Source organism: Bifidobacterium mongoliense DSM 21395 (assembly GCF_000741285.1).
Taxonomy (GTDB): Bacteria; Actinomycetota; Actinomycetes; order Actinomycetales; family Bifidobacteriaceae; genus Bifidobacterium; species Bifidobacterium mongoliense.
In genome coordinates, this window is record NZ_JGZE01000018.1 from 18856 (window position 1) to 39836 (window position 20981).

A 20981-nucleotide genomic window follows, 5' to 3' on the forward strand; every position below is an offset into this window, starting at 1 on the left:
CGGCCGTTCACGGCGGGGTCCTACAGCGAGAACAGCCCCCAGAAGGCGAGCATGGCCAGCGACAGCACGGTTGTCGCGGCGATGCAGCACGCCACGAACCAGTGGCCGAATCCACGAACGGCGCGGATGCGTCGACGGGTGCCGTCCACGACCACCGTCCTGCCGATCAGCGCCACGGCCAGCCAGGCGAGCATCAGCACGCCGGCTGCCGTGAGGAACTGCAGGATCCGCCACCAGTGTTCGAAGGCCGTCTCCTGCGCATCCAACGTCAGCGCGGCCTGCGCCGTGAGCACCAGGTAGCGGCCGAGCACGCCCATCGAGGCGATGGCGCATACCGCATTGAGCAGCATCGGCGCGATGAGTTCCCGACGGAAGTGGGGGTCGACATGGTCGCTTGCGGTGTCGGGATTGCGGTGTGCGGGGGACTGGGACGCTTGGCGCCTGCCGCGCAGGCCGGCGGCGAGGCCCGTGACGCCCAGCACGATCACACCCAACGCTGCCAGCGCCAGCAGCACGGCCATGAGCACCACGATGGCCAGCAGCATCGTGGGCGAACGGATCAGTCCCGGACTCATGCCCTGCGGCGTCGCAAGACGCTGATCGGGCTGGGCTCCGGCGATCATCGGGGTGTTCCATCCGTCGGCCGTGGTCCCGGCGGCCACGGCGTTGAGCCAATCCTCGAGGTTGCGGGTGTAGCCCTGCGCCAGCGGCAGGCCGGGCAGTGCGGTCGAGGCCCCGGTGCGGATCTGGTGGTTGGCCGCGTAGTAGCGCAGCGTCACATTGCGATTGCCGGTCCGGGAGGTCGCCTTGAGCAGCATGTTCGCGCCCTGCTCGATCGGCATCGACAGATCGCGGGTGCCGAAATTGACCAGCATCGGCATGGTCAGCGACGGCAGGTATCGCTCCGACGGGAAATCGGCGTATTCGAGACCGATGGAGGAGAAGTCCATGCTTATGATCTTGCTGATGTCGCGGCTCATCTCGGGCACCGCACCGACGTGCTCCAGATACGTGGTGGCGGCCATGGCCATCTGGTGACGACCTGGCACGACGGGTGGCGAGGTGAGGATCATGAAGCCGATGTCGGGGTGGTCGTGGGCCATGACGCTGGCGATCCACGTGCCTTCCGATTCCGCGTAGATGCCGGCATGCGCCGGGTCGACTCCCGGCAGGCCCCGCAGCAGGTTCAGCGAGGTCATGTAGTCCCGTGCCATGGCGTGGTAGTCGCGGTGCAGCGGTGTGTAGTTGTCCAGACGTTTGTCGGGCACCAGCGTGACGATGCCGGCCGAAGCCATGGCCTGCGCGATGTCGCCGAACACTTCGGTGGACGAGCCGGTGCCCGCACCCTCGATGAACAGGCATGCGGGGCGGGTCCCCTGCGCCCCGATCGGTTCGCGCAGCAGCGCCGACACGGTGACGGCGTCGGTCAGCCGCACGCGCAGCGTGGAGGTTTTCACCGCGTAGCGGCCCTCATGGTCGGTGTCCACGCCACGGGCCGAGATCGCCGTGTCGGGGGAGGCGACGGTGACGTGCGAGGTGTTGGGACGCACGCTCCACCCGGGCGTCATCGCCAGGCCCAGCAGGCCGAAGAGCACGGCCAGCACTATCGCGGTGCCCAGCACCGCCGGAATTCGTCGTAAGGCATACACGGCTCCCTACTGTAACGCCTCCGCCTCATCGAGTCCGGGGAAGCCGGCCAGCCGCACCGTGTTGCGTATCGTCTCCTCGGTGAGGTTGCGGCCGGCGCCCTGCAGCGACTCGGTGAACGCGGCGTATCGGGAGAACGTCGCGGGGGAGTAGGTGCCGAGTTCGCCGCGCAGGTAGGTTTCGAAGGAGGTGTCGCGGTCGGTGTCCTCGGCGGTGCGCAGCACGCGCATGGCGCGACCGAGTTTCGGGTATCGGGTGCGGAACGCATCGGCCCATGCCAGCTGACGGGCGATGACCCGCTCCTGGTCGGCGATGCGCTCCGGGCTCAGCTTGGGGATATGGGGCTCGATGGAGCGGTGGAACTCCTCGGGGGCCGTCGACGCCATCATCCGGGCGTATTTCTCCGTAACCAGATTGCGGCCCAGGGCATCGGCCGCATCGAGGTCCGCGGCGTAGCTGCGCAGGAGGTCCTGGGGCCAAGTGAGGAACTGACTGATCCGCATCTCGTGGAACATGGGCCAGTTGCCCTGGCAGGCGGCCCTCCCGCCTTCGTTGTCGGTCTCCTGGAACTGCCGCCATTCATGCAGCACGATTCGTTCCGCCAGTGGGTGTTCGTTCATCGTGACCACGGTTCCTTATCGTTGGGCTTTGGACTTCGGGATTCCGGATTCCGGATGGAGGAATGCCGGTTGTGGGCGTTGCGGTGTGGGTGCTTCGGGTCGGTGCGCCGGGTCGGCGACCGTGTGTTCAGAGGCTGTGCAATACCGGATCGGCCGAGGTGATATGCGCCTCGACGTACGGGCGCTGCCATTCGAGGAAGGTCTCGTCGGCGTCGCTCAGACCCTGCCGGTGCAGTTCTGCGACGATATCGCGGCAGATGCCCTCGATCAGATCGTGCACGTCGGCTTGCGCCGGAGCCGACCCCTTCCCACCCTCGCCGAACCCCGCGCCGCCGAAGCAGGTCGCCGAGGAGAGCGCCAGGATGCGTTCGAGACGGGCGCCGACGTCGGACAGGCGCGTGGCCATGCGGCCGCTGAGTCGGCGAAGCGCAGCGAACCGCCATTTGTAGAACGGCATGTACCCGGCGGTGATGGGCGTATTGATGAGGAAGACCAATGAGGCGGCGGCTTCGACGCAGGCATTGACGGCCAGCCATGCGGCGGCCCCGTCGCCACGTTTCAGCATGCGCGGCAGGTTGTACTGACCCGCCTGCGCGATCATGCCCAGACGTTTCGATATCAGACTGAGCCGCACGTCATCGGGCATCGTCTTGAACCCTTGGCGGGTGCTGAGCAGTGCGCCCAGCGGGTCCGCGAAGACCTCGCCGTTGGTCGCGGCGGCCAGTGTCGCCTCGTCGAGCATGAGCCATTCATGCGGTCGGTCGTCCGTCGGTGCCGCGCGGTAGCCGGTGATGCCGGCGAAGAAGTCGCCGATGGCGAAGACCCCCACGCGGCGGGCCGGGCCCTGCGCCCGAGCGGTGGATTCGCGCGGACCGTAGCCCATGAAGGTCTCGGGCAGGGCATCGTAGTCCGCCTGCAGGTCCGCGCCGAACCTCCGGTAATCCTCATCCGTCAGCCACAGGCAGCAGCCGGGACCGAAATCATGATCGTGCGATTGCTCGTCGTCGAAACCGTAGCATTCCGAACCATGGCCGATAAGCCCCGCGGCGACGCGTCCGCGCAGCCGGGGGTGGCGCCGTTCGACCATCGGCTTGGCGCATTGTTCCCAGAACGTCCGTGACAGCGCCATCCCCTTCATCGGCGGGTGCTGCGGTGTATGCAGTGCATGCGGCGGCTGGTGGCCCGGCTCCGGCGTCGCCGTTCCCCGTGACGGTACTCTTGGCGTGGCGGGGTCCGGCGTGGCATGGTCCAGCGCCACCTGGGCGTCGTGCAGATTGGCCGCCGTGGTCCGGTAGTAGTCGGTGTCGGTGCCGTAGCATTCCTCGATGACGGCGAGGGCGTGACGATAGGCGTCGACGGATGACCTGAAGTCGGCCGAGGCGAAACAGACCTGCGCGTACCCGGCCAGCGCCGAGGCGTAGTGCGCGCTGTGCTCGAGATGGCCGGCGCGGTAGATGGCCAACGCCGCTGAAGCGTGTCGTCGGGCCTCGGCGAGTCCGCGCTCGCGGTCGGCCTCGTCCGTATGCCTCGCGACGTGATCGGGTCGCGTCGCATCGGATGCACCTGCGGGGCTCTGAGTCGAATCCCCCGCCTCAGTTGTGGGGTCCGGATGGTGCTCCGTGCCGTTGCCGGGCAGAGTCTCCTGAAGCAGAACGAGGGCGAGATTCGTGTGGGTCGAGGCCGCGTCGAGGTCGGTCGAGATGTCCGTGCTGGCCGTCTCGAGTATCCGCAGCGCTGTTTCGAGCTCATGTCGTGCCAGCGTGGGCCTGCCGGTTTCGCTGTAGAGCATCGACAGGTTGTTGTGCAGCGCGGCGAGTCTGCGGTCGTGGGCCGGCATCGTGGACTTGGCGCTCTCCAGGGCCTGATGGTACAGGTCCTGCGCCTGGTCGTACCTGCCCGCGGCGCGCATGGCCGTCGCCGCGTTGATGAGCGTCGTGGTCCAGGCTTCGCTGCCCGGCAGCTGCAGTCTCAGACCGAGCTCGATGGCCCGTTGGACGATCCACTGGTTCTCGTCGTGCCGACCCTGCGAGCGGTAGAAGCCCATGATCTCATTGAGGACGGTGAGCAGGCCGGCGTCGTTGCCCGCGTTCTCCGCGTCCGCCATCGCCTGTTGCAGGTAGGGTTCCGCCTTCGTGGGGGCCTCATGCGCCTCGTAGATCGCATCCAATCCCGCCAGGAACCGATCCGTGTCGAATGTTGCCGGAACCCCGTCCCCAGCGGGCTGTGAACCGGCCTGTGAACCGTTCTGCGAATTGACATCGGTATCGGCATACATGCCGGCCGCCTCATCGGTTTCGCGTCGTGCTTCGTCGCTCATCACCGCTCCTTGGATGGTGCATGCCCGCTGGCCGCGGGTTCCCATTCAGTCTAGGACCTGGTGGCGCCGCTCATACCTCGACATGCTGCATGCGCGAGAGTGCGTCGGTGTCGTGTTCGTAGCGGTGCGAGTACACGACGAGCAGCAGCACCGCGAGTACGGCGAACGGCACGCCGCCCAGTGCGGGGTAGTGGTAGTTGAGCGATGAGGCTTCGAGCATGCGGGCCCCGATGAAGGAGCCGACGGCGTTGCCGAAGTTGAAGGCGATCTGCACGGCCGCCCCGGCGAGCAGCTCGCCGCCGCCCTGGCCGGATTCGGTCATGAGCAGCTGTTGGGGAGTGGAGATGAAGAACAGTCCGAACGAGATGACGAAGGTCAGCACCAGGGTGCTTGGGCGGGATCCGGGGATGAGGAACACGAGCACCAGGCCGATGCAACTGATGCATTGTCCTAGGCCGGCGGTGGCGGCGTGCCGCCAGTTATCGGTGATCTTGCCGCTGATGAGGCCGCCGACGACCATGGCGAATCCGGCCAGCATCATGAGCCAGGGGATGGCCGGCGAAGACCAACCGCCGACCGAGGAGAGCCAGGGCGATACGTAGCTCCACCAGCAGAAGATGCCCGTATTGCCCATGAACACGGCGCCCAGGATCATCCACGGTCCCGGTTTGCGCAGGAACCGGAATTGGCCGGCCATGCCGGCGTCCTTGACCGGGTGCACGAACGGGATCCATGCCAGGGCGAGCACGATCGTCATCGCCGCCCACAGCGCGAGCGTCCCGAAGGCCAGACGCCAGGAGAGGTGTTCGGCGAGCAGGGTGCCGGCGGGCACCCCCAGCATGTTCGCCAGGGTCTGCCCGGTGATGGTGATGGAGATGTCCCTGGCCTCACGGCCCGGTGCCGCCAGGATCTTGGCGATGAGCACGGCCGTGCCGAAGAAGGCGCCGTGCGGCAGACCCGCGATGAATCGTGCGGCGATGAGCATGGCCGGTCCGGTGGAGAGCGCGCTAAGCGTGTTGCCGATCAACGCCAGGACCATGAACACCACGATGAGACGTTTCGGCGGCTGTTTGCGGCCGAAGACGAGCATCAGGGTCCCGACGCACACACCCAGGGCATAGGCGGAGATGAAGTTGCCGGCGAACGGTATGCTCACCCATGGCCGCGGCCGTCTTGGGCAGGATGCCCATCATCACGAATTCGGCGGCGCCGAGGATGAAGGCCCCCGAGGCCAGTGCCAGCAGACTCTTCTTCATACCCACTCCCTGTGTTCCATGGCGTCGGATGCGTGCGGCGCAGGGCGCCGGTGCCTCGCATTACGGCAATAAAAAGGGGAACCACCATGACTGGCGATTCCCCTATTGTTGGTCGGGCTGGCGAGATTTGAACTCGCGGCCTCCTCGTCCCGAACGAGGCGCGCTACCAAGCTGCGCCACAGCCCGTTTGGCAACGTGGGCAATGATACCCCCGACGCCGGGACATCCGCAAACGCGTGTCGGCGTCGGGGGTTGTTTCGGCGCCAATCCATACCGTCGGGCGGCTTTCGGCGATGGTCGCACGGCCGAGTTGGGGGGTGCGCGACAACCTCTGAGGTGTATTGGCACCTCGGTACACTCGTGCGGTATGACTGACATGACACAGACTGTTGAACACCATGACGAAGAGGGGGCCGAGGAGCCCCGCATGTCCACGGTGGACCGTGCGACCATGCTCCTGAAGCAGGACGCCGCGATTCGCGAACGCATCGATCAGGACACCGCGTTGGATGACGCCATCGACCCGGGCAACGGGGAGTTCGGCCCACTGGCCCACCCCGAGCAGGTGCAGATGCGCGTGGCCAAGCGCGCCCTCATGCTCAAGGAGGGGCTGCAGCCGTATCCGGTGCATCTGGATGTCACGGATCGCATCGAGGACATCCGTGCCCGCTATGACGGCAAGCTCGCCGCCGGCGAGGAGACCGAGGACATGGTCGGCATCGCCGGCCGCGTCCTGTTCCTGCGCAACTCCGGCGGGCTGTGCTTCATCCAGCTGTCCGCAGGCGACGGCACGAAGATCCAGGGCATGGTCTCCAAGCGCGAGATCGGCGCCGATTCCCTCAAGCGGTTCAAGCAGCTGGTCGATCTGGGTGACCATCTTTATCTGCGCGGCCGCGTCATCGCGTCGAGGACCGGCGAGCTCTCGGTGTTCGCCACCGAGTGGGCCATCGCCGCCAAGGCGCTGCAGCCTCTGCCCGCCCTGCACAAGGAACTCAACGACGACACCCGTATCCGCAAGCCGTATGTCGGCATGATCGCGGACGAGCGCGTGCGTTCCATGGTGCGCAACCGCTCCAAGGCGGTCTCCTCACTGCGTCGTACGTTCGACGACCACGATTTCATCGAGGTCGAGACCCCGATGCTGCAGACCATCCACGGCGGTGCGGCGGCCAAGCCCTTCATCACCCACATGAACGCCTTCGACATCGATCTGTACATGCGCATCGCCCCCGAGCTCTTCCTCAAGCGCTGCCTGGTCGGCGGCATCGACCGCGTCTTCGAGATCAACCGCGACTTCCGCAACGAGGGCGTCGACGCCACGCACGCCCCCGAATTCACCATGGTCGAGGCCTATCAGGCCTATGGCACGTACGACACCATCGCGGCACTCGTCAAGGAGCTCATCCAGAAGACCGCCAAGGATGTCTACGGTTCGACGAAGGTCACGCTGCTGGACGGCACCGAATACGATTTCGGCGGCGAATGGAAGCAGATGACCATGTACGGCTCGCTCTCCGAGGCGCTGGGTGAGGAGATCACCCCGCAGACCACGGTCGAGCATCTGGGGGCCATCGCCGACAAACTCGGTGTGGAACGCGACGCGGTCGAGAACCACGGCAAGCTCGTCGAGCACCTGTGGGAGCACTTCTACGAGGACAAGCTCTATGAGCCGACGTTCGTGCGCGACTTCCCCGTCGAGACCAGCCCCCTGGTCAAGGCCCACCGTTCCAAGCCGGGCATGGTGGAGAAATGGGATCTGTACGTGCGCGGCTTCGAGCTGGCCACCGGATACTCGGAGCTCAATGACCCGGTCGTGCAGCGCGAACGGCTCGTCAACCAGGCGCACGACGCCCTGGCGGGCGACGAGGAGGCCATGGACATCGACGAGGACTTCCTCGAGGCGCTCGGCGTGGGCATGCCGCCGGCCGGTGGCATGGGCATGGGGGTGGACCGTCTGCTGATCGCGCTTACGGGCGCGACCATCCGCGAGACGATCACCTTCCCGCTGGTCAAGCCGCTGAACTGAGCGTTGGACCGACGGGCCGGACTTGGGAGAGGCGGGGCATGATGCGACACGGCAGATTATGGGTCGAGGGGTTGAGACCCCGCACGTTGCCGGCATCGGTCGCCCCGGTCGCCGTGGGTGCGGCGGCCGCCTGGCGGCTGTTGACCGACATGGGCAGTCGGGTCGTCGCACCGCCCGCGACGGGGCGATCCGCCGATTCCGCCGATGCCGTTCTGGCGTGGTCCGCGTGGCCCGGCGCCACGTTCCGGTTCTTCGGCGCGATGGTGTTATGCCTTGCGGTGGCGTTGTTCCTGCAGATTGCGGTGAATTTCGCCAATGATTACTCCGATGGCATACGCGGCACGGATGGCGACCGAGGCGGGGACGAAAGCCGATCTGGCAAACCGCAGCGCCTCACCGCATCCGGGCTGGTCGAACCGCAGAGCGTCCTGCTCGCGGCGGGTGTCGCCGCGGCGGTGGCCTGCGTATGCGGGCTGGCCGTGGCTGCGGTGAGCCATCAGTATTGGATCGTGCTCGTCGGCGTGTGCTGCCTGCTGGCCGGATGGTTTTACACCGGCGGCAGCCACCCCTATGGGTATGCGGGTTGGGGCGAGTGGTTCGTGTTTCTGTTCTTCGGCCTGGTCGCCACGCTGGGCACGCAGTTCGTCATCGTGCATACCGTCATGATCGGCCATCCCTCCGGGTTCCCCGACCCGGGGCATGCGTTGGGCGTCGACTGGGCGGGGTTGCTTGCGGCCGCCTGCTCGGGCTGGTACGCGGTGCTGGTGCTTATGGTCAACAATCTGCGCGATGTCGCGGAGGACGAGATGTCGGGCAAACGCACCCTGGCGGTGCGTCTCGGCGCCTCCCGGGCGCGGGCGCTGCTCCAGTTCGGCACGGTGGGGGGAGCGGTGGCGACGCTGGCGCTCGCCGTTACCCTCTGGACTCCGTGGGGCGCCCTGATCTGGCTCCCTCTGGTCCCTGCCTCCGTCTCGACGATGCGAGCCGTGCATGCGGGTGACTTCCCCAGGTCGCTCGGGGCGGCCGGGCGGCAGTTGCTGCTCTTCGCCGTCGTGATGGTGATCAGTGCCGGCTGTGCGGCCATCGCGGCCTTCTAGGTCGGGCGCCGGTCGGCTTCTCCACGGGCGTCATATGGCAAGCCCATCCGTACCGTCCGGCACGGCCGCCGATGGGCTGGCTACTGTCTGCTCGGTCACATAAACTGAGGGCTATGTCATACAAACTAGTATTGCTCCGACACGGTCAGAGCGCATGGAATAAGACCAATCAGTTCACCGGCTGGGTGGATGTCCCGCTGACCGAGAAGGGCGTCGAGGAAGCCAAGCACGGTGGCCAACTGCTCAAGAAGAAGAACGTTCTTCCCGACATCGTGTTCACGTCGCTGCTGCGTCGCGCGATCAACACCGCGAACTACGCCCTTGACGAGGCCGACCGCCTGTGGATTCCGGTCCAGCGCAGCTGGCGCCTCAACGAGCGTCACTACGGCGCGCTGCAGGGCAAGAACAAGTCGGAGATCCGCCAGGAGTACGGCGATGAGAAGTTCATGATCTGGCGTCGTTCATATGCGACCCCGCCGCCCGAGATCGATCCCAACGATCAGTTCTCCCAGAACAACGATCCGCGCTACGCCGGCGATCCGGTGCCGGAGGCCGAGGCCCTGGCCAACGTCGTCGCCCGCGTCATGCCGTATTGGAAGTCGGACATCGTTCCCGAACTGCAGTCCGGCAAGACCGTCATGATCGCCGCCCACGGCAATTCGCTGCGCGCCATCGTGAAGATGCTCGATAACCTGAGCGAAGAGGAGATCTCGAAGGTCAACATCCCGACGGGCATCCCGCTGCTGTACGAGCTTGACGAGAACTTCAAGCCGATCAAGCCCCGCGGCGAGTATCTCGACCCCGCCGCCGCAGCTGCCGGCGCCGCCGCCGTCGCCGCCCAGGGACAGAAGTGATCTGAGGGTCCGGCGTCCGTTCACGGGCGCAGGGCCTGGTGAGGCGAGATGTCCGGCAGGGCATCTCGCCATATGCACTGAATATGACTGAGGGGAACCGTTATCAACGGTTCCCCTCAGTCATATCGGCCGGCGCTCGGTCATCAGTCGATGTCGGTGCCTTCGTCGCGCTGCGGTTCCTTGGAGGGGTCGAAGCCCGAAACGATGTAGACCACACGGCGGGCGGCGGACACGGCGTGGTCGCCGAGACGCTCCATGAACCTGCCGATGAGCACCACGTCGATGAGCTGCTGGTTGGTGCCGCTCCAGTCGTCGCTGAGCGCGAATTCGAACGTCTGGTGGTGCAGTTTGTCGAGTGTGTCGTCGTCGGTGATGATGCTTTCGGCGACCGCGGCGTCGCGGTCCATCAGCATGCTGACCAGACGATCGGCTGTCATGTTCAGGAAATCGCGCATCTTGCCGAACAACGGCTTCGCCCCCGCGGGGACGGGGCATTCGGGATAGGTGCGCCGTGAAGCCTCCGCGATGTGACGGGCCAGGTCGCCCATGCGTTCGAAGGTCGAGGCCAGTCGCATGGAGGCGACGACGACGCGCAGATCGGTGGCCACCGGGTTCTGTTTGGCCAACAGCCTGACGCACTGGTCGATGATGCTCGATTCGAGTGCATCGATTTCGATGTCCCCGTCGATCACCCGTTGCGCCGCGTCGATGTCGCCGTCGATGAGGGAGTCTCCGGCGAGTGTGATCGCCGTGCGCACCAACTGCGCCATATGGTCGAGGTCGTCGGCGACGGCTTTGAGCTCTTCGTTGAAAATAACACGCATGTTGCAGCCTTCCTGATCATCTGTGTAGTCCCAGTGTATGCGCACATGCCCACGCCACGGGCCGCGACATGTGGAATCCCGTGGTGTTCGCACAGAATTCATCCGTGGGTTCACCCGGCGTTCATCTTCAACGCGTGTGGCGCTCCCGAGTGGTCCGTGGCTATGCGAGAATGGAGCCATGTCCGCCTCCGATTCCTCCGTTGTGATCTTCGTGCTCTTCGGTCTTCTGGCCGTCACGTTGGTGGGTGCGGCGATCTACATGCTTTATGACCGAGCCGTCGGGGTGGTGGTACGCCTGTTGCCACGGCTGCATCTGTCCCGAGTGTTCGCGACGCTGCGGCAGCGCATCGGCGGCCGGGTCCCCGATGATGATGAGCAGTCCGATGATCTCGATGATTCCACGGCCGCGTTGATCGCCATGCTTGACGTCGCTTCGGTCGTCGTGGATGCCACGGACGGCGTCGTGCAGGCCAATCCCGATGCCTATGCGCTCGGCGTCGTCGATGATGACGCCATCGTCAACGACACCGTCCGCCAGGCCGTGCGCGACGTGCGTGAGCATGGGGGCAGGCGCAGCTTCGATCTGACGACCGCCACGCCGGAGCGCTTCGTGCCGACGATGCCCGATGCCCCGGGTCATACGCGGCATCAGCGCGACATGCAGGCGGTGAGCCGGCCGAACTGGATCAAGGTGACGGTGGGCCGGCTCAACAGCCGAATCGTCGTGGTGCTGCTCAACGATGTCAGCGAGGAGATGCGCTTCGCCCAGACCCGTGATTCATTCATCGTGAACGTCTCCGAACAGCTGTTGGCACCGTCGGAGCATCTCGAGCATCTCGCCGACAGCCTCGAGGCCGAGGATCTCGATGTCGACCGTGTGCGGGCCCAGGCTCGAGAGGTGCGGCGTTCGAGTCGGTACATGAGCCATATGGTCTCCGATCTGCTGCTGCTGATCAAGGCGCAGGAACCGGTGACCCCGTCCGAGGCGAACCGGCTGCTGGTCGGCGAGCAGTTGCGCGCCGTGGTCGACGGTTTGCAGGACGAGTCACGCCGGTTGGGCGTTGACATCGTCGTGGCGTGCGACCCCGGCCTGTGCCTCAACGGCGATGCCGTGCAGATACGCGCCGCCGTGCGTAAACTCCTGGATAATGCGATGGCGTACTCGCCTCGGGGTGCTTCGGTCAGTGTGACGGCGGGGTTGTCGAAGGACGGCGGCCACGTCATCATCCGCGTGATCGACCGCGGACCGGGCATCGCCAAAGCGGATCAGAGCCGGGTGTTCGAGCGCTTCTACCGCGGCGGCAATCAGAACGATCGTACGCGCGAGGGCATTGGTCTGGGTCTCGCCATCGTCAAACACGTGGCCCTGACGCACCATGGCACCGTCGCCCTATGGAGCGCTCCGGGGCAGGGCAGTACATTCAGCATGACCCTACCGGTCGCGCAAGGGCGGTGACGGCGCGGATGCAGGGGCGCTGACCGTGGGCTAGGCGCCCAGTTTGCGATAGTTGCAGCGGTCGAAGTGCTCCCAGATCAGCAGCGCGATGCCGACGACGATGCCGGCGAGGCATATCTGCAGATAGGGCATCGCATGCAGGCCCACGGCCAGCAGGACGGCACAGACGATGGCCGCCACGACCCAAGCGCCGATGCCCACCAGAAAGACCGTCCGCAAATCGACACGAACCGGCTGTGGTGATGCCCTGCGCGCCTCCGGATTGACGATGGGTGCGAATTTCATATTCATCACACTAGCCGCGGGGGTAACCTTGGGAGGGTCCATATGAGCGCATGGAGAGGAGGGTGCCGGTGTTCGTGATGCATCCGGTCGCCAAACCCTACGCGTGGGGGTCCCATACACGGCTGCAGACCATGTTCTCCACGACGCCCGAGGCGGGGCTCGAGGGTCCGCTCGCCGAGATGTGGTTCAGCGGGCATCAGCAGTGGCCCTCTTCGATCGATATGACGACCGGTGACCGCACGCCGTTGACCAGCCTGATTCAGGGGGACCCCGGGCGTTTGGTCGGGCCTCGCGACTCGGCACGGTTCGGGCCCGTGCTGCCGTATCTGCTGAAAGTCATCTCGGCGCGCATCCCCCTGTCCCTGCAGGTCCATCCGGTCGCATTCGAGGCGAGGGCGGGCTTCAACGCGGAGAACGCCGCCGGCATACCTTCGGATGATCCGAAGCGATCGTTCCGTGATGCGGTCGAGAAATGCGAGATGATCGTCGCCCTCGAGCCGTTCGAGGCCGTGGTCGGTTTCGCCCCCATACCTTCCATGCTGCGCAATCTCAGGCTCGTCGACCACCCGGTGGCCCGAGTGATGGTCGATGCCCTGTCCCGACGGTTCTCCATGCGGGCGAGCGGTCAGGAGGATTTCTCGGAGGCCGAGGCCATGATGCCCATGTCCGCAGCCGTGTGGCCCGAATCGAGTCGTCAGGTGTTCCGCGCGTTTCATGCGGCCGTCACCGCCGCACCTGATTCCGGCCTGATCGATGCGTTGATCGATGCCGGAGGCAGGGCCATGCTGCCGCATTCGCGCCTGTCGTTCGCCTACGCGGTGGCCGCCGCCCGGGACTTTCCCGACGATCCGAGCGTGCTCAGTCTGCTCATGCTCAACCCCGTGTCGCTCGACGAGGGGGAGTCCGTGTTCATCCCCGCCGGCACGCCGCACGCCTACATCCATGGCACGGGCGTCGAGATCATGACGAATTCCGACAATGTGCTGCGCGCCGGCATGACGGTGAAGCACAAGGACATCGGCAATCTGCTGCACACCCTCAATTGCGCGCCGTCGGCGCCGATCGACCCCGTGGCCAAGAACCTCGTCACGCTGATGATGCGCGATACCGTGGTCTACAAGCCGGGCGTCGAGGCGTTCATGCTCGCCTATGGCCATGTCGATGAGCGGCACGGCCAGTGGGCGATGCCGGAGCGCCTGATACGGCGATACGGCAAGCTGATCCGTCAGATCGGTGTGGAGCGTACGATCCCGGCGGAGGCCGGACCCCGGGTGCTGCTGTGCACGGAGGGGCGCATACGGTGTTCAAGCCCTCGCGATGAGCGTGTCTTGCGGTGCGGCGAGGCGGTGTTCATCCCCGCTTGCGAAGGTGCGATATCGGTGAGTGCCGTCGGCGGGGATTCCACCAACAATCGCGTGGCTCAGACCGACATGCGGTCGTTCGCGGGCGGTGAGGGCGTCGAGGGCGGTGTCGAGGTGGACGGGGAACCGTCAAGCGGCTCCTATGTGGTCGCGTCCACCCAGTTGTGATCCGTGCCGCCATCGTTGGGAGGCGGCACGGATTCACCTGGGGCTCAGCGATGCTCGACCACGTAGTCGATGCAATGCGTGAGTGCCTCGACGTCGCCCGGTTCGACCGAGGGGAAGACCCCGACGCGCAGTTGGTTGCGGCCGAGTTTGCGGTATCCGAAGGTATCCCTGATGCCGTTCGCCGCGAGTGCTGCGACGATCTCGTTCGCGTCGATGGCGTCGTCCAGGTCAATCGTCACGACGGCGTGTGAGCGTGCGTCGGGATCGGTGACGAACGGTGCGGCGAAATCGCTGCGTGTCGCCCAGGAATATAGAGTCTCGGCCGATTGCGTGCATCGTGCCGTGGACCACGTCAGACCGCCCTTGTCGTTCAACCAACGCACCTGCCGTTCCAGCATGATGAGCGTGGCGATGGCCGGGGTATTGAGTGTCTGATGTTTGCGCGAATTGTTGATCGCCAGTTGCAGCGACAGGAATCGGGGTATCCACCGGGCGGAGCCCGCCTCGTTCGCCTCCCGCTGGATGATGTCGGCTCGCTCGATGGCGGCGGGGGAGAGCATGGCGATCCAGAGACCACCATCCGATCCCAGTGCCTTCTGAGGCGAGCAGTAGTAGGCGTCCGTCTGCGTGATATCGACGGGCAGGGCCGCGGCGCCGCTGGTGGCGTCGATGATCGTCAAGGCACCTTGTTCCGCGCTGCCGGCGACCCGTCTCACGGGTGCCGCCACGCCGGTCGATGTCTCGTTATGCGCCCAGCAGTAAGCGTCCACGGCATCCATGTACTCGGGGAGGCGATAGGTGCCCGGCCGGGATTCGTAGATCGCCGGGTCGTCGATGAAGGGTGCGGCCGCCATCGTGGTGGCGAAGGACCCGCTGAACGAACCGTAGCTGCCGCAGGCGGCGCGTTGACGCACCAAGCAGCAGGAGACGATGTCCCAGAACGCGCTGGCCCCGCCGTTGCCGAGCACGACCTCGTAGCCATCGGGCAACGAGAAGAGATCGTGCAACCCCTCCTGGATCGAAGCGACCAGATGCTTGATTGGCGGCTGACGGTGAGAGGTGCCCATGAGGTCGGTGCCGGCCTCGAACAGGGTCCGCATCTGGTCGACGCGGATCTTGCTTGGACCGGAGCCGAAACGACCATCGGAGGGCAATATGGAACGGGGGATTGTGACGGAATGCACCATGGTCATCAGGATAGCGCATGCGGTTGAGCCGTTCTGCGGAGTCGTCGTCATGTCGTCGTGATGATGGGCATAAGACACGCCGGAGGCCGGCGTGGAGGTATCTATTGGTGGAATGTGATGAAGGCCACGTATTCCAGTGCAGGGGCGGGGAAATCCTTGCCGGGTGTCGACCTCGTCGATGCGGCGGGTACCGTCGTCCAGTCACCCCGTCTTGTACAGTATCGCAGTGGAGCGTATTTGAGGTTTCCCCGTGAAACCCTCCTCAGGACCGTGGCAAGTCCCCGTCCCGAACCCCGACCAAGGAGCCAAACAGGTATGAAGCATGCGGCGCATAAAGCAATGGCGCGAACGACTAGCCAAGCAATATCGTCTCAGTCACACTTGTCCCTGTTCTCGCTGATTCCCGGTGGTATCGGCTCGCACGGCGCGCATGGATCCCATAGCGTCAAAGCCGCAGCCATGGCGCGTACGACCTCCGGCGATGTCGCCGAAGTCGCCGTCAGTTGGGATCTGGCGAAACAATTCAATGCCGTCGCTCCCGTCACTCGGCGTTCGATTCGCGAATCGGCGCAGGCCGCACAACGCAAGTCCATGGTCCTCACATCATCCTCGCTCGCCGCGCTCGTCGGCGCCGCGGCGACGGCCATGTCGTTCTCCAACCCCATGGCATCCGTGGCAGCCGCGGAACGCGATCCCGCCACAACCACCACCGAGCTCAAGCGCGTGGAGTCCCAGGCCGTGTCACGGTCCGAGGATCGCACCGATCTGAGCGCAAACGGCTCCTCCTCCGTCTCCGCCCAGACCACCAATCAAGGCAGCTGGCAGCTGAGCGGCACGAACACCGACGTCAAGGTCGATGGCATGACCAGGGCCACCGCCAACAATCCCCAGGTGGCCACATGGCTCGACGCCGACCAGGCCGATTTGCCCCGCGGGTTCGATCCCAACCACGCCACGGGTGACTCGGGCAACGCCTATGAATTCAGCCAGTGCACCTGGTGGGTGTACGTCAGGCGCCATCAACTCGGTCTGCCCGCCGGGTCTCATATGGGCAACGGCAACATGTGGGGCAATTCCGCTCGCGCCCTTGGATATTGGGTTGACCACACAGCGCGTCACGTCGGTGACATCATGGTGTTCGCCGCCGGTCAGGACGGCACGGATGCGACCTACGGCCATGTCGCGATCATCGAGAAGATCAACCCCGACGGCTCCGTCGAGACTTCGGAATGCGGCTCGGTCATGAACGGCAAGACCTATTCCCACACGTACAGCGCGGCTTCGGTCGCCCAGCACGACATCATTCATTACTGACGACACCGAGTGGGGCGTCTGAGACGCGATCATGACGTCATCGGCGTGCCGAGCGTCACGGTAATCCAATTACGGTTTCCGATAACCGTCACCTTCGGCGTGTTCCGAGCGATGATAGGGTATGTGGGGCGACCGGCTCGAGGATTATCGGATTCGTGTGCTACGTTGGTGCCCGATGATGAAACTAACGAAGTCCCTTTCGACAGGTATCGCCATATTGGCCTCTGCCACGATGCTCTCCGTGTTTGTTCCGGCCGCTACGGCGGTGGGTCAGGGCAACGGTGCCGTGGCTTCAGCTCGTTCGTTCAGGGTCCAGGCACCCCGGAAGAACCTCCTCCAGGAGTCTGTCTCGACTACGGTCGACGGCAGTTCTCCGTGGACGCTCACATCCTTTAAGACGGATGTTCCCAAGACGCAAAGTCCAGCCGAGAAGACAGCGGACGAAGCTGCCCGTGCCGCTGCTCAACGCCAGGCCGAGCAGGCTGCAGCTGCAGCACAGCAGGCCGCTGCAAGTCGTTCCGAGGAACGTCAGCCGATAACCAATTCCGCACCGGCGGCGACGTCCTATAACCCGCCGGCTCCCAATAGCGCCACCGCCAGTGGCGTGGTAGGTTACGCGAATTCCTTTGTTGGTCATGTTCCTTATGTCTATGGTGGCAATGACACGAAGGGATGGGATTGCTCGGGTTTTGTGAAGTATGTATTCGCCAGTATCGGTATCAATTTACCGCGTACCTCTGGTGCACAGGCTATGGTTGGCAGTTCTGTGAGCGATATTAATGCAGCTCAACCGGGCGACATCATCGCAAATGGCATGCATGCCGGTATCTACATCGGCAATGGCATGGTCGTGAACGCGTTGAATGAGAGCGCAGGTACCGCATTGACCCCCGTTAGTGTCGCTTTCACCGGCGGCTATTCGATTCGGCGAGTGCTGTAGAGATTAGAATTTCGTAGTTTTGAGGCGCACCTTCGGGTGCGCCTTTTGCGTACCCGATTCGGATCGCCCCGGCGTTTTCAGTGGAATCACAGTACAGCGAGTATTCTTGGTGGTATCGAAGCGCACTGGCGCTATTGATGACAAAGACCATAAGGAGGTCATCATGATCAACGATAAGGCCATTCTTGTTGGAGTCGATGGTTCGCACGCCAGTTACAAGGCCACGTGGTGGGCCGCTAATTACGCCAAACATGCGGGGCTGACCCTGCAGATCGTGTGCGCTTACTCGCTGCCGAGCTATGCCGCCGTATCGTTCGACGCCACCTACACGGCCATGGGTGATGACAACGCCGCGCACAGCGACGCACAGGAGATCCTGTCGAAGGCCAAGGCCATCGCCGACGAGCAGGGCGTCGAGGCGTCCACGCTCATCGTCACCGGGGATCCGGCGTCGGTGTTCGTAGAACTGTCGCGCAACTACAATCTCATCGTCATCGGTAACCGTGGCAAGGGCGGACTCGCCGAACGCTTCCTGGGCACCACCAGTTCGTCGCTGCCGGCATATGCCTACTGCCCGATCGTCGTCGTGCCGTATACCAACGACGAGGGCGAGGTCATGCACCTCAACAACCGCATCACGAAGGTCGCCGTCGGGATCGACGAGAGCAAGTGGGGCATCAAGGCCATGGAGATCTCCGCGGCCTTCGCCAACACGTGGGGCGCGGAACTCGATGTGATTCTCGCCCTGCCGAACGTCAAGGGCTTGGGTGATGACTCGGATGTCATGGCCGCTTACATGGAGGACTTCACCACGGTGGTCGGGCCGTTGCAGAAGAGCTATCCGGACCTGACGATCAACAAGACCATCGTGTCGGATACCGCCATCAACGCACTGACCAAGGCGAGCAAGGACCATGACGTCGTGGTCGTCGGTTCGCGTGGGCGCGGAGGGTTCACCGGACTCATCGTCGGTTCGACCAGCCAGGGACTCATCCAACATGCGGTCAGCCCGGTCTATGTGGTGCCGCGCAAGTACGTGGAGGCCGAGGAATCCCGCGCCAAGAAGCTCGAGGACATCAGCGGCGTCAAGCAAGTCGAGGTTCCCACGGCGACCCATGAGCAGACCAGTTCCATCGAGTCGACCATCGACCCGCAGCGTGAGGCAAGCAGCCACCCTGAAACGAGGTAACTCTCGAACGGCGCGGAAATCGGCCGCTGAGCGATAGGGCACTGAGTGATAGAGCACTGAGCGACGAGGCGCCGAGTGATAGAACGAAGGACCGACGGTTGATAACCGCCGGTCCTTCGCTGTTGCATTGCGCGTGGTGCTGCCCGTGATCGCCGCGGTGTCTCGAATCGCCACCGCGGTCCGGCCTCACACCGTCATCGTCTAGTGACGAATGGTCACATCCATGCGCACGGGAGTGTCGCGCTCGTAGGTGTGCTTCACCGTGCAAGCCTTGTCGATGTGCCGCATGATGCGATCCCTGAGCTTCGCCGCGTCCTCGTCGCTGAGCCCGGCGTCGACCGCATCGACGACGACCTGCTCGCTGAAGCTCATGTAGGCATCTTCCTCATCGTCGTACTTGCCATCCACGACGATCTTCGCACCCTTGCCTTCGCCCAGTGCATGCTCGATGGCGAACTGGCTGCTGAGCGCCCCGCAGGCCGCCAGCGAGATCTTCATCAGGTCTCCCGGCGTGAACTGACCACGCCCCTTGCCGAACTTGACGTGGGCCCCGTCCTGGCTGAACCCGTCCCATGAACCATCTTTGTTGCGCTCAACCCATAACCGCTTGGCCATACGTCCTCCTCGTTGTTCAGTGCCGTGCGTCGCACGTGCCGATACTCATCAATCTAGTCCAGTCCGGGCAGGGGAGTGTCGTCCGTTCCAAGGTTTCGGCATGGGTACCGGCCCAGGCATGGGAGCGTGGTTCGTTCTAAGGATGGCGATAGGGCGGGGCGGGGTAGCGTCGCATATGCTCGATACACTGGAGCCCATGGCTTTGACTCCCGAAGAACTGGCACAGATTCGCACACGCATTCCCGAGCGTCCCAGCAGCGATATTCCCATGCCCTACGAGGATTTGGTTCGCACGATCCTCACCGAAGGGCATCTCAAGTCCGATCGCACCGGCACCGGCACCATTTCGCTGTTCGGCCGGCAGATGCGGTTCGACCTGGCGAAGGGCTTTCCGCTCCTGACCACGAAGACCGTGTTCTTCAGAAGCCTCGCCTACGAGCTGCTGTGGTTCCTCAAGGGGTCGAGCAATGTGCGTTGGCTGCAGGAACGTAACGTGCATATCTGGGACAAATGGGCCGACGAGAATGGCGATCTCGGGCCTGTCTATGGCGTGCAGTGGCGCAGTTGGCCCGCGCCGACCGCGCAGGATCCGCATCGCACCATCGATCAGATCGCCAACGTCCTCGATCTCATTCGCAACCACCCCGACTCGCGTCGCATGGTCGTCAGCGCGTGGAATCCCGCGGAGGTCGAGAACATGGCGCTGCCGCCCTGCCACGCCCTCTTCCAGTTCTACGTGAGCGAGGGCAGGCTCTCCTGCCAGCTGTACCAGCGCTCATGCGACATGTTCCTCGGCGTGCCGTTCAACATCGCCTCGTATTCCCTGCTCACCATGATGATGGCCCAGCAGACCGGGTTGGAGCCGGGGGAGTTCGTCTGGACCGGTGGCGACTGCCATATCTACGACAACCACGTCGAACAGATCCTCACCCAGCTGGGACGCGAACCGTACCCGTACCCGCGGCTGGAACTGCGTAAGGCGCCGTCGATATTCGACTACCAATACGAGGATTTCACCGTGGTCGATTACCGCCACCATCCCGCCATCAAAGCCCCCATAGCGGTCTGAACAACCGTCTGAACCCGTCGCTATGCTATTGAGCCAGTCGGATCGTCCAAGGAGAACGTGAAATGGAGCATGACAGTAGTAGCCGCAGTGGCTATCACGAACCCGAGCCCGGATTTGCCGGGCTCGAGGAAACCGAAGAGTGGGGTGACGATATCGTCAAGACCTTCTCGGTGAATCTTATCTGGGCCCAGGCTCGCGACAAAGGCGGTCGCGACGGTGCCATCGGGTTCAAAGGGGGCCTGCCGTGGCGCCTGCCGGAGGATATGCGTCGGTTCAAGGAACTGACCGTGTCGCATCCGGTCATCATGGGGCGGGGCACATGGGAGTCGCTCAGCCCGAAGTATCGTCCGCTGCCCAACCGCGACAACTTCGTCGTGTCCAGCAATGCCGAGTACGTCGCGCCGGGGGCCACGGTAGTGCCCGATATGGATGCGGCGCTCGATCTCGCACGCCAGGAGGCCATACCCGACGATGGCCTGGATCGCAGTGAGATCTGGGTGATCGGGGGAGCGAAGCTGTTCAGGTCGGCGTTGCCGCTGGCCAACCGGATCTACCTCACGCAGATCGATGCCAAGGTCGACGCGGATACGTATATGCCTTCATTGGAGCAGCTGTCGTCATCGAGACGATGGCGGACCGTGGAGTCGACCGATTGGATCAAACCCACATCGCCGTCGACGAGCGTCAGGGGCTATCGTTTCCTGACCCTCGAACGTCGACGCCCATCACACCACGACGCATAAGGAAACGATAAGG

Annotated in this window: 17 protein-coding genes, 1 tRNA gene and 1 pseudogene; 10 read left to right on the forward strand and 9 right to left on the reverse strand. The window is 64.3% G+C overall.

Features of this window, described 5'->3' with window-relative positions:
- Positions 1-20 precede the first annotated feature (20 nt).
- From BMON_RS06970 to BMON_RS06990, 5 genes and pseudogenes are all read right to left on the reverse strand, one after another.
- Entirely contained in the window at positions 21-1649 is a 1629-nt protein-coding gene (locus BMON_RS06970; protein ID WP_152595709.1) for an alpha/beta hydrolase family protein, read from the reverse strand.
- Between the two features lie 6 nt (positions 1650-1655).
- Complete coding sequence (locus BMON_RS06975; RefSeq protein WP_033511627.1) at positions 1656-2267, reverse strand: DUF4125 family protein; 612 nt, start codon at positions 2265-2267, stop codon at positions 1656-1658.
- A 127-nt stretch (positions 2268-2394) separates the two neighbouring features.
- A complete protein-coding gene (locus BMON_RS06980; protein ID WP_152595718.1) occupies positions 2395-4542 on the reverse strand; it encodes a DUF4037 domain-containing protein in 2148 nt (715 codons plus the stop codon).
- Positions 4543-4654: 112 nt separating this feature from the next.
- Positions 4655-5840, reverse strand: a pseudogene (locus BMON_RS06985) (MFS transporter).
- 109 nt (positions 5841-5949) lie between these two features.
- Positions 5950-6026: transfer RNA gene (locus BMON_RS06990), tRNA-Pro, on the reverse strand.
- A gap of 190 nt (positions 6027-6216) precedes the next feature.
- Here BMON_RS06990 and lysS point away from each other — a divergent pair.
- The 3 genes from lysS (at position 6217) to BMON_RS07005 (ending at position 9817) form a co-directional block, all read left to right on the forward strand.
- Positions 6217-7866, forward strand: a complete 1650-nt coding sequence (lysS, locus tag BMON_RS06995) for a lysine--tRNA ligase (RefSeq protein ID WP_161786304.1) — start codon at positions 6217-6219, stop codon at positions 7864-7866.
- A gap of 38 nt (positions 7867-7904) precedes the next feature.
- Complete coding sequence (gene menA, locus BMON_RS07000; RefSeq protein ID WP_237745368.1) at positions 7905-8963, forward strand: 1,4-dihydroxy-2-naphthoate octaprenyltransferase; 1059 nt, start codon at positions 7905-7907, stop codon at positions 8961-8963.
- A gap of 113 nt (positions 8964-9076) precedes the next feature.
- Positions 9077-9817: a phosphoglyceromutase gene (locus BMON_RS07005; RefSeq protein WP_033511631.1), complete on the forward strand. Its 741-nt coding sequence runs from the start codon at positions 9077-9079 to the stop codon at positions 9815-9817.
- Between the two features lie 143 nt (positions 9818-9960).
- Here BMON_RS07005 and phoU read toward each other — a convergent pair whose 3' ends face one another.
- Positions 9961-10641, reverse strand: a complete 681-nt coding sequence (gene phoU / locus BMON_RS07010; protein ID WP_033511633.1) for a phosphate signaling complex protein PhoU — start codon at positions 10639-10641, stop codon at positions 9961-9963.
- A gap of 178 nt (positions 10642-10819) precedes the next feature.
- On the opposite strand from phoU, the gene BMON_RS07015 reads away from it, so the two are divergent.
- On the forward strand, positions 10820-12097 hold the full coding sequence (locus BMON_RS07015) for a sensor histidine kinase (RefSeq protein ID WP_033511635.1): 1278 nt from the start codon (positions 10820-10822) through the stop codon (positions 12095-12097).
- Positions 12098-12127: 30 nt separating this feature from the next.
- Here the strand turns inward: BMON_RS07015 and BMON_RS07020 are convergent, their stop codons facing one another.
- Positions 12128-12382 (reverse strand): hypothetical protein, encoded by a 255-nt coding sequence (locus BMON_RS07020; RefSeq protein ID WP_033511846.1) that lies wholly within the window; start codon positions 12380-12382, stop codon positions 12128-12130.
- Between the two features lie 68 nt (positions 12383-12450).
- Between BMON_RS07020 and manA the strand changes: the two genes are divergently transcribed.
- The gene (manA, locus tag BMON_RS07025) at positions 12451-13911 is read left to right on the forward strand and encodes a mannose-6-phosphate isomerase, class I (protein WP_033511847.1); all 1461 of its coding nucleotides are present in this window, start codon (positions 12451-12453) and stop codon (positions 13909-13911) included.
- A gap of 44 nt (positions 13912-13955) precedes the next feature.
- On the opposite strand, the gene serC is transcribed toward manA, so the two are convergent.
- Entirely contained in the window at positions 13956-15098 is a 1143-nt protein-coding gene (gene serC / locus BMON_RS07030) for a phosphoserine transaminase (protein ID WP_033511848.1), read from the reverse strand.
- A gap of 315 nt (positions 15099-15413) precedes the next feature.
- On the opposite strand from serC, the gene BMON_RS07035 reads away from it, so the two are divergent.
- The 3 genes from BMON_RS07035 (at position 15414) to BMON_RS07045 (ending at position 18541) form a co-directional block, all read left to right on the forward strand.
- Entirely contained in the window at positions 15414-16412 is a 999-nt protein-coding gene (locus tag BMON_RS07035; protein ID WP_033511637.1) for a CHAP domain-containing protein, read from the forward strand.
- 175 nt (positions 16413-16587) lie between these two features.
- Complete coding sequence (locus tag BMON_RS07040; RefSeq protein WP_051918006.1) at positions 16588-17352, forward strand: C40 family peptidase; 765 nt, start codon at positions 16588-16590, stop codon at positions 17350-17352.
- A gap of 163 nt (positions 17353-17515) precedes the next feature.
- Complete coding sequence (locus BMON_RS07045; RefSeq protein ID WP_033511639.1) at positions 17516-18541, forward strand: universal stress protein; 1026 nt, start codon at positions 17516-17518, stop codon at positions 18539-18541.
- 201 nt (positions 18542-18742) lie between these two features.
- On the opposite strand, the gene BMON_RS07050 is transcribed toward BMON_RS07045, so the two are convergent.
- A complete protein-coding gene (locus tag BMON_RS07050) occupies positions 18743-19156 on the reverse strand; it encodes an OsmC family protein (protein ID WP_033511641.1) in 414 nt (137 codons plus the stop codon).
- Between the two features lie 268 nt (positions 19157-19424).
- On the opposite strand from BMON_RS07050, the gene BMON_RS07055 reads away from it, so the two are divergent.
- Together BMON_RS07055 and BMON_RS07060 are read left to right on the forward strand one after the other, a co-directional pair.
- Positions 19425-20225 carry a thymidylate synthase gene (locus BMON_RS07055; protein WP_237745374.1) on the forward strand — a complete coding sequence of 267 codons (801 nt, stop codon included), beginning with the start codon at positions 19425-19427 and terminating at the stop codon, positions 20223-20225.
- 62 nt (positions 20226-20287) lie between these two features.
- Entirely contained in the window at positions 20288-20968 is a 681-nt protein-coding gene (locus tag BMON_RS07060; RefSeq protein WP_033511643.1) for a dihydrofolate reductase, read from the forward strand.
- Positions 20969-20981 lie beyond the last annotated feature (13 nt).

What these genes read in the sequence shown, in the direction of transcription:
- BMON_RS06975 (WP_033511627.1), bottom strand. Translation starts at nt 2,267, where the DNA reads ATGAACGAACACCCACTGGCGGAACGAATCGTGCTGCATGAATGGCGG.
- BMON_RS06980 (WP_152595718.1), bottom strand. Translation starts at nt 4,542, where the DNA reads ATGTATGCCGATACCGATGTCAATTCGCAGAACGGTTCACAGGCCGGT.
- lysS (WP_161786304.1), top strand. Translation starts at nt 6,217, where the DNA reads ATGACACAGACTGTTGAACACCATGACGAAGAGGGGGCCGAGGAGCCC.
- menA (WP_237745368.1), top strand. Translation starts at nt 7,905, where the DNA reads ATGATGCGACACGGCAGATTATGGGTCGAGGGGTTGAGACCCCGCACG.
- BMON_RS07005 (WP_033511631.1), top strand. Translation starts at nt 9,077, where the DNA reads ATGTCATACAAACTAGTATTGCTCCGACACGGTCAGAGCGCATGGAAT.
- phoU (WP_033511633.1), bottom strand. Translation starts at nt 10,641, where the DNA reads ATGCGTGTTATTTTCAACGAAGAGCTCAAAGCCGTCGCCGACGACCTC.
- BMON_RS07015 (WP_033511635.1), top strand. Translation starts at nt 10,820, where the DNA reads ATGTCCGCCTCCGATTCCTCCGTTGTGATCTTCGTGCTCTTCGGTCTT.
- BMON_RS07020 (WP_033511846.1), bottom strand. Translation starts at nt 12,382, where the DNA reads ATGAAATTCGCACCCATCGTCAATCCGGAGGCGCGCAGGGCATCACCA.
- serC (WP_033511848.1), bottom strand. Translation starts at nt 15,098, where the DNA reads ATGGTGCATTCCGTCACAATCCCCCGTTCCATATTGCCCTCCGATGGT.
- BMON_RS07035 (WP_033511637.1), top strand. Translation starts at nt 15,414, where the DNA reads ATGAAGCATGCGGCGCATAAAGCAATGGCGCGAACGACTAGCCAAGCA.
- BMON_RS07040 (WP_051918006.1), top strand. Translation starts at nt 16,588, where the DNA reads ATGATGAAACTAACGAAGTCCCTTTCGACAGGTATCGCCATATTGGCC.
- BMON_RS07045 (WP_033511639.1), top strand. Translation starts at nt 17,516, where the DNA reads ATGATCAACGATAAGGCCATTCTTGTTGGAGTCGATGGTTCGCACGCC.
- BMON_RS07050 (WP_033511641.1), bottom strand. Translation starts at nt 19,156, where the DNA reads ATGGCCAAGCGGTTATGGGTTGAGCGCAACAAAGATGGTTCATGGGAC.
- BMON_RS07055 (WP_237745374.1), top strand. Translation starts at nt 19,425, where the DNA reads ATGCCCTACGAGGATTTGGTTCGCACGATCCTCACCGAAGGGCATCTC.
- BMON_RS07060 (WP_033511643.1), top strand. Translation starts at nt 20,288, where the DNA reads ATGGAGCATGACAGTAGTAGCCGCAGTGGCTATCACGAACCCGAGCCC.